The sequence below is a fragment of the Sphingomonas sp. BE123 genome (genome assembly GCF_031456015.1).
GTDB lineage: Bacteria > Pseudomonadota > Alphaproteobacteria > Sphingomonadales > Sphingomonadaceae > Sphingomonas.
The window spans coordinates 1,565,546-1,579,160 of the sequence record NZ_JAVDTW010000001.1 but is presented as its reverse complement, the minus strand read 5'-3'; the positions used below and the strand labels follow the sequence as shown (position 1 = coordinate 1,579,160).

The 13,615-nt window shown below is 67.4% G+C and carries 8 protein-coding genes; 3 read left to right on the top strand and 5 right to left on the bottom strand.

Translation table 11 applies throughout. From position 1 onward, the window contains the following. Both J2Y54_RS07830 and J2Y54_RS07825 read right to left on the bottom strand, forming a co-directional pair. A complete protein-coding gene (locus tag J2Y54_RS07830; protein ID WP_310038341.1) occupies positions 1-2,382 on the bottom strand; it encodes a glycoside hydrolase family 3 N-terminal domain-containing protein in 2,382 nt (793 codons plus the stop codon). Next, positions 2,379-4,772: a glycoside hydrolase family 3 N-terminal domain-containing protein gene (locus tag J2Y54_RS07825; RefSeq protein WP_310038338.1), complete on the bottom strand. Its 2,394-nt coding sequence runs from the start codon at positions 4,770-4,772 to the stop codon at positions 2,379-2,381. The genes J2Y54_RS07830 and J2Y54_RS07825 overlap by 4 nt, the downstream gene beginning before the upstream one ends. A gap of 124 nt (positions 4,773-4,896) precedes the next feature. On the opposite strand from J2Y54_RS07825, the gene J2Y54_RS07820 reads away from it, so the two are divergent. From J2Y54_RS07820 to J2Y54_RS07810, 3 genes are all read left to right on the top strand, one after another. Further along, on the top strand, positions 4,897-6,933 hold the full coding sequence (locus J2Y54_RS07820) for an alpha-glucuronidase (RefSeq protein WP_310038336.1): 2,037 nt from the start codon (positions 4,897-4,899) through the stop codon (positions 6,931-6,933). A gap of 67 nt (positions 6,934-7,000) precedes the next feature. After that, a complete protein-coding gene (locus J2Y54_RS07815) occupies positions 7,001-8,116 on the top strand; it encodes a LacI family DNA-binding transcriptional regulator (protein WP_310038333.1) in 1,116 nt (371 codons plus the stop codon). Beyond that, positions 8,116-9,894 (top strand): IlvD/Edd family dehydratase, encoded by a 1,779-nt coding sequence (locus tag J2Y54_RS07810; RefSeq protein ID WP_310038332.1) that lies wholly within the window; start codon positions 8,116-8,118, stop codon positions 9,892-9,894. Before J2Y54_RS07815 ends, J2Y54_RS07810 begins: the two co-directional genes overlap by 1 nt. Before the next feature lie 184 nt (positions 9,895-10,078). On the opposite strand, the gene J2Y54_RS07805 is transcribed toward J2Y54_RS07810, so the two are convergent. Genes J2Y54_RS07805 through J2Y54_RS07795 form a run of 3 tightly spaced genes read right to left on the bottom strand, consistent with a single transcriptional unit; the run spans position 10,079 to position 13,586 of the window. Beyond that, positions 10,079-11,932, bottom strand: a complete 1,854-nt coding sequence (locus J2Y54_RS07805) for a sialate O-acetylesterase (RefSeq protein ID WP_310038331.1) — start codon at positions 11,930-11,932, stop codon at positions 10,079-10,081. Between the two features lie 26 nt (positions 11,933-11,958). Continuing rightward, positions 11,959-12,831, bottom strand: a complete 873-nt coding sequence (locus J2Y54_RS07800; RefSeq protein WP_310038329.1) for an SMP-30/gluconolactonase/LRE family protein — start codon at positions 12,829-12,831, stop codon at positions 11,959-11,961. Then, entirely contained in the window at positions 12,828-13,586 is a 759-nt protein-coding gene (locus J2Y54_RS07795) for an SDR family oxidoreductase (protein ID WP_310038328.1), read from the bottom strand. The genes J2Y54_RS07800 and J2Y54_RS07795 overlap by 4 nt, the downstream gene beginning before the upstream one ends. Between the last annotated feature and the right edge of the window lie 29 nt (positions 13,587-13,615).

The following is a 13,615-nucleotide window of genomic DNA, read 5'->3' as shown; positions in this document are numbered from 1 at the left end:
TCAGACGATCGTGAGCAACGTGGATTTGAGCGCGGCGGAACTGTTGCCGACGCGGATGTCGACCTCCCCTGCCTCGACAATCTCCCGCATGTTCGCGTCCCACAGCGCAAAGCTTTCGGAAGGCAGGTCGAAGCGCACCGTCCGCGCCTCGCCCGGCTTCAGGCTGACCCGCTCAAATCCCTTGAGCTGCAAGACCGGCTGGGTGACCGATGCCGTGCGGCGGCTGATGTAGAGCTGGACCACTTCGTCGCCTGCGCGTGACCCGGTATTGCGCACGTCGACCGTGACGCTCACCGATCCGTCGCGGCGCATGGTGGGTGCCGACAGGCGCGGCTCGCCGATGGCGAAGCTGGTGTAGCTGAGCCCGTGGCCAAAGGGGAATAGCGGCGTCTTTTCGGTAAACAGATAGCCGCGCCGCGCCGATGGCTTGTGATTGTAGAAATAGGGCACCTGCCCCGCGTCGCGGATCACCGTGACGGGCAGCTTCGCGCCCGGATTGACGCGGCCGAACAGCGCCTCGGCCATCGCCGTTCCGCCTTCCTGACCCGGATACCAGCATTCCAGCACGGCGTTCGCGCTGGCGATGACCGTTGGCCAGCTTGGCGGGCGGCCATTGATCGCGGTGACGATCAGCGGCTTGCCGAGCGCAGCCAGCGCCGCGACCAGCTCATTCTGTTCGCCGACAATGTCGACGCTGGTGCGATCGCCCAGATGGTTCCTGGCAAAGCCTTCGCGGCTGGTCTGCTCGGTGTCGCCAATGGCGAGCACGATCGCGTCCGCACTCTTCGCGACCTCCACCGCCTGCGCGATCAGCGCGCGGTTCTTCGCCGGGTCGGCGAGCAGCACTTCGTTGGCCGACCGGTCTTCGCTCTGGGTGATGAACACGCCCTGCGCCGTCACCAGTTCGACCGTGTTGCCGACCAGCGCGCGCAGCCCCTCGATCAGGCTGACCGTCTGTTTGGGGACGCTTGAATAGCCGCCCAGCCGGGCAATGGCGTGGTTGGGACCGATCACTGCGAGCGTGCGGACCTTGTCCTGCGCAAGCGGCAGCGTCCCGTCATTGGTGAGCAGGCAGAGCGACTTGCGTGCTGCCTCCAGCGCCAGCGCGCGCGCCTCGGCATTGCCGGTAATGGTCTCCGCCAACTTGATGTCGCCATAGGGATTTTCGAACAGCCCGGCGCGGAACTTGAGCGTGAGCATGCGCGCCACTGCGCGATCGATGGCGGCGATCTCGACCTTCCCGGCGCGGACCTGGTCCACCAGCGTGCGGAACGCCATGCCGTCGGGAAGCTCGCTGTCGACTCCGGCGGCAAGCGCCAGCCGCGCGGTTTCCTCTAGATTCGCGGCGACGTGGTGGATGCTTTCCAGTTCGTTGACCGCGCCATAATCGCTTGAGATCAACCCGTCGAAGCCCCACTCGCCGCGCAGCACATCGCCGATCAGCCAGCGATTGGCATGGCTCGGAACCCCGTCGATCTCGTTATAGCTCGGCATCACCGAGCCGATCGAGGTGCGTTTCACGATCTCGCGGAACGGCGGGAAGAAATATTCGCGCAGCTCGCGCTCCGACAGCTGCGCCGGCGCGACATTGTTGCCGCTCTCGGGCTGGCCATGGCCAGTCATGTGCTTGAGCGTCGCGAACACCTTGCCATCGGGCAGCCGATCGAACTTGCCCGGCCCCTGCAGTCCCTCGACTGCCGCGACCCCGAGCTCGGCGACGAGATAGGGGCACTCGCCAAAGGTTTCCTCGATCCGGCCCCAGCGCGGATCGCGGACGATATCCACCACCGGCGACAGCACATAGGGCACGCCCCGCGCGCGTGTTTCGCGCGCGATCACCGATTGCACCCGACGCATCAGATCCCGGTCGAACGCGCCCGCCAGCCCGATCGCCTGCGGGAACATCGTCGCTTCGGTCGCCATATAGCCGTGCAGCGATTCCTCGTGGAACAGCACGGGAATGCCGAGCCGCGTGCCGGTGAGCGCCCAGCGTTGCATCGCGTTGATGAACGCGACCGTCTCGCCCGGGGTGCGCCAGTTTGCCGCGGTGCCCCCCGCCGCGCCGGTAATGCCGGGGACGCCACGCTTGTCCGACGGACGCGTAACATGGCCGACACCGTGCGGATAGGCCGCATTTGCCTTGGCCGGATCGAAGGCAAGGCCGTCCATGACCTCGGCCTTGCGCGCCCAGATCGCGATCATCTGGCCGACCTTTTCCTCCAGCGTCATCCGGCCCAGCAGGTCGGCGACGCGGGCCGGGATCGGCGCGCGCGGATCCTTGTACAGCGGCGCCGCCAGTGCATGTGCCGCTGGCGCAAGGGCGATGGCGCCGGCGGCCGCCGAGGCACCGGCGAGCAGGCGAAGCAGGGCGCGGCGCTTCACGGCGTCACCGTCAGCGTCACGGTCTGCAGCGTTGCCGAGTCCGCCCCGGTCATGATCTCGAACTCGCCCGGTTCGATCACCCGCTGCATGTCGATATTCCACATCTGGAACGCGTCCGGACCAAGCGTCAGGCGAACCGTACGCGTCTCGCCAGGCTTCAGCGTCACGCGGCGGAAAGCCTTGAGTTCCTTGATCGGTCGCGTCACGCTGGCAACCTTGTCGCGCAGATAGACCTGCACGACTTCGTCGCCTTCGCGTTCGCCGGCATTGGTGACGTCGACCAGCACATCGACACTGGCCCCGGCCGTGATCGACGGTGCCGACAGCCGCGGCGGCGACAGGGTGAAGCGCGTGTAGCTGAGGCCGAAACCGAACGGATAAAGCGGCTTGGTCGTATCGAACAGATAGCCGCGCTGGGCGCTCGGCTTGACATTATAGACCATCGGCAGCTGGCCGACATGGCGCGCGACCGTCACCGGCAGCTTGCCGCCCGGATTGACCCGGCCGAACAGCGCATCCGCAATCGCATGCCCCTGCTGCTCACCGGCGTACCAGGTTTCCAGGATCGCATCGGCCTGTTCGGCAATCTTCGGATAAGATGGCGGGCGCCCGTTGACGAGCACGACGACCAGCTTCTTGCCCAGCGCCTTCATCGCGTCGAACAACTCGAGCTGTTCGCCGACCAGGTCGAGGCTGGCGCGATCGCCAAGATGCGCGTCGGCCCATGCTTCGCGGCTGGTCTGCTCGGTATCGCCGATGAACAGCAGGATCGTGTCCGCGCTGCGCGCGGTCTCGACCGCCTGCGCGATGCGCTTGCGATTCTCGACCGGGTCGGACAGCTTGACCTCGTCCGCCCACCAATCATCATTTTCGGTGATCCTGACGCCCTCGGCGTGCACGATCCTGGCCTTGTCCCCGACCAGTGCGCGGATGCCCTGCAGCGGGGTCACCGTCTCAGGCGGAATGCCGTAATAGCCGCCCAACCGCGCGACATCGGCATTGGGCCCGATCACTGCGATCGTCTGGGGCGCATCGAGCGCCAGCGGCAGTGCGGCCCCTTCGTTCTTGAGCAGTACGAACGACTTCGCCGCCGCCTTGCGTGCCAGCGCGACCGATTCCGGACTGTGGTTGATCTTCGTGTCGGCGAGCCGCGCATAGGGGTTCTCGAACAGGCCGGCGCGGAACTTGATGCTCAGCATCCGCGCAGTCGCCGTGTCGATTGCTGCCTGGCTGACCTCGCCCTTGCGCGCGAGGTCGAGCAGCGTCGAATAGGCCGTGGCGTTGGGCAATTCGCTGTCGACACCGGCGGCCAGCGCGCGCTTTGCCGCTTCGGCATTCGACCCGGCAACCTTGTGAATGCCGACCATCTGCTCGATCGCATAATAGTCGCTCACCACTGCGCCCGGAAACTTCCATTCGCCGCGCAACACGTCGCCCAGCAGCCATTTATTGGCGTGGCTGGGAACACCGTCGATCTCGTTGTAGCTCGCCATCACCGCTTCGACCCCGGTGCGGGTGACCACCGCTTCGAACGGCGGGAAGAAAATCTCGCGCAGCGTGCGCTCGGCGATCGGCGCCGGTCCGATATTGGTGCCGCTTTCGGGCTGGCCATGGCCGGTCATGTGCTTGAGCGTCGCGAAGACCTTGCCCGGAGCCAGCACCCGCGCGCGGTTGGTGCCCTGCAGTCCCTCGACCGCCGCGACACCCATTTCCGACACCAGATGCGGGTCTTCGCCGAACGTTTCCTCGATCCGTCCCCAGCGCGGGTCGCGCGCGACGTCGACAACCGGAGAGAGGACGAGGTGTACGCCGCGTGCGCGCACTTCGCGGGCGATCGCGGCGTTGATCTCGCGGATCAGATCCGGATCCCAGGTCGAGGCCAGCCCGATCGACTGCGGATAGCTGGTCGCATCCTGCGCCGCGAGGCCGTGTAGTGCCTCCTCGTGAAACAGGACCGGGATGCCGAGGCGCGTGCCCTCCACCGCCCATTTCTGGACCGCGTTCACATAAGCGATGCTGTCGGCAATGCTGCGCGGCGGGGTGACGCGCGGCGAGACCGGACCCTTGCGGTCGGACGGACGCGCCAGCTGGCCAATGCCATGGGGGTGCCTGGCCCGGGCCTTGGCCGGGTCGAAGCGGTCCTGTTCATCCTGAATCTCGACCTTGGTATCCCAGACCGACGTGATCTGGGCGATCTTCTCCTCAAGCGTCATGCGGGCGAGCAGGTCGGCCACGCGCTGCTCGAGCGGAAGCGCGGCGTTGCGATAGGGTGCGGTTGCGGGCGGGCGCTGGGTCGCGTCGCTCTGAACCGTGGCGGCGGGTTCTCCCGCCATGACCCCGGGCGCGGCCGCGACGCTCGCCAGCAACAGGGCAACCCAAGCCTTCCGCATCAACACTCTCCTGAATCGGGCCGTAAAAGACCTTTATTGTTAGCGCTAACATGATATGAGGCGTTCGGGCTTGTCAACCCGTGACCGATCGCAAAACGGATCGGCGCATGGCGAGGGGATGGGGATGCGGTTTGCGCGGTTATGCGCATCATGGCTGGCTGCTGCGCTGATCGTCGCGCCGGTGTCAGCCGGTGCCGAGGATGGCTATCGGCTGTGGCTGCGTCACGCCCCGCGCGCCGATGCTGCGCAGCATCGGATCGGCCCGGTCACGCTGGAGGGCAGCGATTCGCCCACCGCAAGGCTGGCCCGCGACGAACTGCAGCGGGCGCTCGCCACACTCTTTCCCGGCCAGGACGGTGCGAACGGCATGGCGGTGGTGCTGCGCCGGATTCCCGATCCGCACATGCGGGAGGGGGCGTTCCGCGTTGCACCCGATCGTGGCGTCGTGCGGATCACTGCGGCCAGCGACACCGGCCTGCTCTACGGCGTTTTTGCACTGATGCGCGAACTGGGGCAGGGGAGGCCGATCGACACGGTCCGGCTCGATGAAGCGCCGGCCTATGCGCTGCGGATGCTCAATCACTGGGACAATCCCGATGGCCATGTCGAGCGCGGCTATGCCGGGCGTTCGATCTTCGACTGGTGGCATCTGCCCGACCGGGTCGATCCGCGGATCACCGATTATGCCCGCGCCAACGCGTCGATCGGGATCAATGGCGTGGTGGTGAACAACGTCAATGCGCGCGCGATGATGCTTGAGCCGCGCTACATTGCCAAGGCACGGGCACTGGCCGACACGCTGCGCCCCTGGGGCATCCGGCTGTATCTGTCGGCGCGCTTCTCGGCACCGCGCGACATTGGCGGCCTCGAAACCGCCGACCCGCTCGATCCGGCGGTGCGCGCGTGGTGGAAGGCAAAGGCCGACGAACTCTACGCCGCGATCCCCGATTTCGGCGGGTTTCTGGTCAAGGCCAATTCCGAAGGGCAGCCGGGTCCGCAGGATTATGGCCGCAGCCATGCCGACGGCGCCAACATGCTGGCCGCGGCGATTGGCGGGCGCGGCGTCGTGATCTGGCGCGCCTTTGTCTATGCCGCCGAGAACACCGAAGATCGTGTGAAACAGGCCTATAGCGAGTTCCAGCCGCTCGACGGCAGCTTTGCCAGCAACGTGATCGTGCAGGTCAAGAACGGTCCGCTCGACTTCCAGCCGCGCGAGCCGTTCCACCCGCTGTTCGGCGCGATGCCGCGCACCGGAATGGCGATGGAATTGCAGATTACCAAGGAATATCTTGGCTTTGCCTCGCACCTAGCGTTTCTGGCGCCGCTGTTCGAAGAGGTGCTCGATGCGCGTACCGGGCGCGGCGGCACGGTGGCGCAATCGGTCACGGCGATTGCCGGCGTGGCCAATACCGGCAGCGACCGTAACTGGACCGGATCCGACTTCGACCAGGCGAACTGGTACGCTTTTGGTCGGCTGGCCTGGGATCCGCGCCTGCCAAGCGCACAGATTGCGCGCGAATGGGCGGCGCAGACGTTCAGCCGCAATCCCGATTTCCTGCGCGCGGTGGTGCCGCTGATGTTGAACAGCCGCGCGGCGGTGGTCGATTACATGACCCCGCTCGGCCTCGCTCATGTCATGGGCACGGGGCATCATTACGGCCCAGCGCCATGGGTCGCGGATCTCGACCGGCCCGAATGGAACCCGGTCTATTATCACCGCGCCGATGCCACCGGGATCGGCGTCGACCGGACCCGGACCGGGACCAATGCCCTCGCGCAATATGCGCCGGATATTGCGCAGCAACTCGCCGCGGACGAGGATCTGTTGCTGTGGTTTCACCGCGTGCCATGGGATTACCGGCTGCGTAGCGGGGCGACGCTGTGGCAGGAATTGCCGCGCCGCTATGATCGGGGCGTCGCGGCGGTGCGCGGCATGGCGGCGACCTGGGCGACGCTGGCCCCGCATGTCGATCCGGCACGGCATCGCAGCGTTGCCGATTTCCTGAAGATCCAGACGCGCGAGGCGCAATGGTGGCGTGACGCCAGCCTCGCATATTGGATGGCGGTTTCAGGGCGGGCCCTGCCGCCCGGACACGCTCTCCCGCCGCATCCGCTGGATTGGTATCAGGCTCAGCGCTTCCCCGAGGCGCCCGGCGAATGATTGCGCTCCCAATACGGGGTATCGCTTGCTTGCCGCTGCGGGCGAACGGGGGGTATGTGCGTTGGCCATGCCTTTGAACGATCCTGCGCGGACCGCCGCGTCCGCCAAGCCCCGCTCTTCCCGCCGCCGTGGTGGCGCTCCCACGATTGCCGATGTCGCGGCCGAGGCGCGCTGCTCGCCAATGACGGTCAGCCGCGTGATCAACGGGGAGGGGAATGTCCGCGAACACACGCGCGAACAGGTGCTGGCGGCGATCGCAAAGCTCAACTTCGCCCCCAACCGCGCCGCGCGCAGCCTTGCGGGGGGCGAACAGCTGCGCATCGCCCTGATGTTCGACAACCCGTCCGCCTCCTATCTCAGCGAATTCCTGATGGGTGCGCTGGAAGAGGCGGGGCGCGCCGACATTCACCTGGTGGTGCAGAATTGCGACAGCGTGGCCGAAGCCAAGCCGCTGGTGCGTCATCTGATCGACGGCGGGATCAAGGGATTCATCCTGCCCCCGCCGCTGTGCGACGATCAAAGTGTGCTCGATCTGGTCACCCATTCGGGCGCAGTGGCGATCGCGGTCGGTCCGGGTCGCGCCAGCGGATCGCATGCGGCGGTGCTGATCGACGATTTCCAGGCGGCCTATGACATGACCCGCCATATCCTGGGACTGGGGCACGAGCGGGTCGGCTTCATCATCGGCAACCCCGAACAGGTCGCGAGCGGGCGGCGCCTCAATGGTTACAAGGCGGCGCTTGAGGATGCCGGCATCCCGGTGCGCGACGAACTGATCGCACAGGGCCGATTCACCTATCTGTCGGGCATGCAGGCGGCCGAGCGGCTGATCGCGGTCGATCCGCGCCCGACCGCGATCTTTGCATCGAACGACGACATGGCCGCGGCCACGGTGGCGGTTGCGCACCGGCTGCATCTCGACGTGCCGAATGACATCACCGTGTGCGGATTTGACGATACGGCGATGGCCAGCACGATCTGGCCCGAACTGACCACGATCCGCCAGCCGATTCGCGCAATGACCGCATGGGCGGTTGCCGCCGTCGTGCGGATCCTGAAGGCGCGCCGCGCCGGCGAACCGCTCGCGGTCGAGCAGAAAACCCTTCCCTACACCTTGATCCGGCGCGATTCGGATTCGGCCCCCACCCTGGTCAGCCGTGCCGCGCGCAACTGGGAGCCCTGATGACTGATCCGAAGATGGTGCGGCTGCGCTCGCGCGACTGGTTCGACAATCCCGAACGCTGGGACATGACTGCGCTCTACCTTGAGCGGTTCATGAATTACGGGATCACTCCCGAAGAGCTTCAGTCGGGCAAGCCGATCATCGGCATCGCCCAATCGGGCAGCGACCTGTCCCCGTGCAACCGCATCCATCTCGATCTGGCCAAGCGCGTGCGCGACGGGATCCGCGACGCGGGCGGCATCCCGATCGAATTTCCGGTGCACCCGATCTTCGAAAACTGCCGCCGTCCGACCGCCGCGCTCGACCGCAACCTTGCCTATCTCGGGCTGGTCGAGCTGCTCAACGGTTATCCGATCGATGGCGTCGTGCTGACCACCGGCTGCGACAAGACGACGCCGAGCCAGGTGATGGCGGCGACCACGGTCGATATCCCGGCAATCGTCCTGTCGGGCGGACCGATGCTGGACGGCTGGCATGAGGGCGAGCTGGTCGGCTCCGGTACCGTGATCTGGCGCAGCCGCCGCGCGCTCGCTGCGGGCGAGATTGACGAGGCCGAGTTCCTGCGCCGCGCGACCAGCAGCGCGCCGTCGGCCGGGCATTGCAATTCGATGGGCACCGCATCGACGATGAACGCGGTGGCCGAGGCGCTCGGCCTGTCGCTCACCGGCTGCGCGGCGATCCCGGCGCCCTATCGCGAGCGCGGGCAGATCGCCTATCGCACCGGCCAGCGCATCGTCGAGATGGTGCGGGAGGATCTACGTCCGTCGAAGATTCTGACGCGTGAAGCGTTCCTCAACGCGATCGCCACCGTCACAGTGTGCGGCGGATCGTCCAATGCTCAGCCGCACATCGTCGCGATGGCGCGCCATGCCGGCGTCGAGCTGGAGCCGGAGCTCTGGTACGATCACGGCTATCACCTGCCGCTGCTGGTCAACATGCAGCCGGCGGGCAAATATCTCGGCGAGCGCTTCCACCGCGCGGGCGGCGTACCCGCGGCGATGTGGGAATTGCTGCAGGCGGGGAAGCTGCACGGCGACTGCCTGACCGTGACCGGGCGCAGCATCGCTGAGAATCTGGCGGACAGCGAGGCGAGCGATCGCGAGGTGATCCGTCCCTTCGCCGATCCGCTGCAGGAGAATGCCGGCTTCCTGGTGCTGAGCGGCAATCTGTTCGACTTCGCGATCATGAAGACGTCGGTGATCTCCGCCGAATTCCGCAAACGCTATCTCTCGCGACCGGGTGCGGAGAATATATTCGAGGCGCGGGCAATCGTGTTCGACGGGTCGGACGACTATCACCACCGCATCAACGATCCCGCGCTCGCTATCGACGCCGATTGCATCCTCGTGATGCGCTCGGCGGGCGTGCTCGGCTGGCCGGGGTCGGCGGAGGTGGTCAACATGCAACCGCCCGATGCACTGATCCGCGCGGGCGTGAACTGGCTGCCGACGCTCGGCGACGGGCGCCAGTCGGGAACGTCGGACAGCCCGTCGATCCTCAACGCCTCGCCCGAAAGCGCGGCGGGCGGTGGGCTGGCATGGCTGCGCACGGGGGATATGATCCGCATCGACCTCAACGCCCGCCGCTGCGACATGCTGGTCGATGCAGCCGAGATCGAGCGGCGCAAGGGCGACGGGCTGCCCGCAGTCCCGGCGAGCAACACGCCATGGGAACAGTTGGCGCGCGAAAAGACCGGGCAGCTGGGCGAGGGCGCGGTGCTGGAGTTCGCGCTGGACTATCGCCAGACGTCGAAGACGCTGCCGCGGCATAATCATTGAGGGCGTTCAAATTCCTCCCCCAGCTCGCTGGGGGAGGGGGACCGCTCGCGCAGCGAGTGGTGGAGGGGCGGCCGCGCAGGCGGCCGTGAACAGTTCAGCAAAATTCCGCCCTCTGCGGGGCGGCCCCTCCGTCAGCACTTCGTGCTGCCACCTCCCCTGAGCAGGCTCAGGGGAGGAATTGGGACTAATCCACCGCCAGTTCGAACGAGGTCGGCGTCATGTTCGCCGCGTCGTAGAGGTTGACCACCGGCGTATCCGCCCAGGCATAGCGCACCCGCGTCACCGCCTGACCATCGCCCAGCACCCGGACGCTGCCGCCCTCGATGCGCGCCGCCGCAAAGCGACAGCTTTGTGCGCACAGCTCGAACCCGATCGGCGCGCCGCTCCAGCTGGTCAGCGCGCCCTCGACGCCGCGGAACGATATGACCACATCGGTGCCATCACGCCGCGCCGACACCGCCTGCGGGCCGGGCTTGCCCAGCGCAGCGCGCGCGAGGCGCTTGCCCAGCTCGTTCTTGTCGCCCGGATGGATATCGGTACGCGATCCCAGGTCGATCGCCGAGACAAGCGCTGTTCCCGGCGTCGCCGCGACGGCGCGCCGCTGCTCGTCGCGCAGCCGGCCCCAGCCGCTTTCGACCGGCATCGCGCCGGGTGCGCCATAGCCGGCCAGGCCCACGACCAGGACCGGCAGCGCCGGATCGCCCGACTGGCGGCGATAGCCGTCGATCAGGCCGCGCAGCCGCACGTCATAGCCGGTCTGCCCGGCATCGCTCTCGCCCTGATACCATGCCACGCCGCGCAGCCCGATCCCGCCCAGCGGCGCGACCATCGCATTGCCGATCAAACCGAGGCCCGCGATCATATCCCATGGCGGACGCGGCGGCGTGCCCTTGGCCGCGGAAATCCAGTAGCGCCACTGGTCGCCGAGCGGGATGGTCGAGCCATCGGACAGCGTCAGCTTCAGCCGCTCGGCCGGACCCATGAAGCCACCGGTGCCATAGCTGTTCCACACCGCCACGACGATCTCGTTCGCCCCGGCCTTCCAGTAACTCCCCGGCACCTTGTAGTCGCGCGGATTGGACCAGCCGAAACTGTTGCCGACCGGTTGGCCATTCACGAACGCCTGATCGCCATCGTCGATGATGCCGAGCGAAACCGTCGCGCCGCCGCGCGCCTGCTCTGCCGTCAGCGTCACCGTACGGCGGAACCACACCCAGCCCGTCAGGCCCCGCAACGGCGCCTCGCCGATCGTGTCCCACGGACCGATGCCGGGAACCGGCGACCAGGTCACGGCATCGGGCGTACGCCACGGCTCGACCGTCTCCTGCGTCCGCCACCATTCGATCCAGCGCGGCGCGAACTGCGTGTTCGCGACCAGCGGGTCGCGGTCATAGGTTTCGAGCAGCGCGGCCTCGTCCGCGCCATAGATTGCGCGCGTCGCCACCGGATCGAGCCAGGCGCGGATCGCGGTGCCGCCCCAGGTCGCGTCGATCAGGCCGATCGCAACCGCCGGCTCGGCCTTGCGCAGCTCACGCGCCATGTACCAGCAGGCGGCGGAGAATTCGGGCGCGGTCTCGCGCGTCGATGCCTGCCAGCCGGCAGGTTCGGCGAAAACGCGCTGCGGTCGCGTGGCGGTGGCCTTGGGCGCGGTCAACAGGCGCAGCATCGGATCGGCGGCGCTGTTCATCTGATTGTCGAAATCGAGCGCGCGGCGGACCGGCAATTCCATGTTCGACTGGCCCGAGCACAGCCAGACATCGCCGACCATCACGTTCGTCGCCGCGACCGCAGCGTTCGGCGTCGCGGCGCGAAGCAGATAGGGGCCGCCCGCCTTCGTCGCCGGGAATGTCGCGCGCCACTGGCCGTCCTTGCCCGCCCGGGCCTGTGCGATCGTGTCGCCGAGCGTGACGGTCAGGCGCGTGCCGGGCGGTGCCGCACCTTCGACAATGATCGGCTTGTCGCGCTGGAGTACGCCATGGTCTCCGATCGCGGGAGCGAAGGCGAGCTGCGCGGCAGCGGGCAGGGGCGCGAAAGCCATGGCGGCGAACCATGCGGCCGCTGCCTTCATGCAACATGCGCCCGTGCGAGGGGATGGCCGGGAACCTTTGCCTCGAACGCGAACAGGTCGCCGGCATACGGCTGGGCGGCGCGTTCGGCCTCGCTTAGTCCCTTGGCGGCGGTGGTGGCATAGAGTGTGGTCAGCCCCGCGCCCCCAAACGCCAGCTTGGTGACATTGGCGACGGGCAGGCGCACGAACTCGATCTCGCGTCCGCTGGGATCGAAGCGGCGCGCGCCGTGGCCGGCATAGAATCCGACCCAGACATTGCCCTCGGCATCGGTGATCGACCCATCGGGATAGCCCTCGTCCCCGGTAAAGGTCAGATAGGGCTGGACGGCACCCAGCGACCCGTCGTCATGCAGTGCCGCCTGCCAGATGCGGCGACCGACCGTGTCGGTGAAATAGATGCGGTCGCCGCCCGGCGAAACCGCCGGGCCGTTGGTGATGCTGACCGGCCCCGGTCCGACGCGGTCGATCTGTCCGGCATCGAGCCGGTAGAACCAACCCGTCGCGCCGGCCTCGCTATTGTCCATCGATCCGAACCACACGCGCCCCTGCGCGTCGGTGCAGGCGTCGTTGAGGCGGTTGCCGGGCAGTGCCGGCTCGACCGCCCGCCAGAAGGTGAACGCACGCGCGTCAGGGTCGAACCAGTACAGACCATCCTGCAGGCCGCACAGCAACCGGCCATTGTCGGCGGGAAGTGCCCAGCCGATTTCGCGCGGCGCATCGGCACTGTCCAGCGCAGCGCGCTCGGGGGCGAAGCGGTGAAGCTTCCTGCCCCTGATATCGACGAACCACAGGCAGCCGCGCTGCGCATCCCAGACCGGGCCTTCGCCCAGCGCCGCGCCGACGCGCGCGGCTACCCGTGACTCGGTCATCGCCATCCGGCATCCACCCAGTAATTATGCGCGGTGCACATGCGTGCATCGTCCGACGCAAGGAACGTTGCCATCGCGGCGATGTCCGCCGGCTGAATCCGCCCCTTGAGCGCCTGGGCGGCGACGATCTCGGCCTCGCCCTCGGGCGTGTACCATTTTTCCTGGCGCGGCGTCTGGACGTTGCCCGGCACGATGGTGCACGCGCGAATGCCGTGCGGGCCAAGTTCGCGCGCCAGGCTGCGGGTCAGCCCTTCGATCGCCGCCTTGGCGGTCTGGTACAGCGTCAGATCGGGCAGGCCGAGATGCCAGCTGATCGATCCGAAATTGATGATGACGCCATGCCCGGCCTCTTTCATCCCCGGCACCACCGCTTGCGCGGCAAAGAACAGATGGCGCAGATTGACTGCCATCCGCTCGTCCCAATAGGCCGGGGTCACCTCATCGATCCCGTGCCGGTCGTCGCTCGCCGCGTTGTTGAGCAAAATGTCGACCGCACCGCGCTCTGCGATGATCGCCGTCAGGCAGGACTGCAGCGCGGCGACATCGGTCAGGTCGCAATGTGCGAATTGCGGCGCATGCAATGCGCCCGGTGTCAGTCGCGCACTCAACGCCTCGCCCGCGGCGGTCTGGACGTCGACGAACGTCACCCGCGCGCCCTGCGCCACGAATGCCTCGACCAGGCCTTCGCCAATGCCGGAGGCGCCGCCGGTGACCAGCACATGCTTGTCACGCAGGCTGGGATAGATGGCGCGCATCGCGGCCGCCGCGCTAGTCGTCGTCAGCA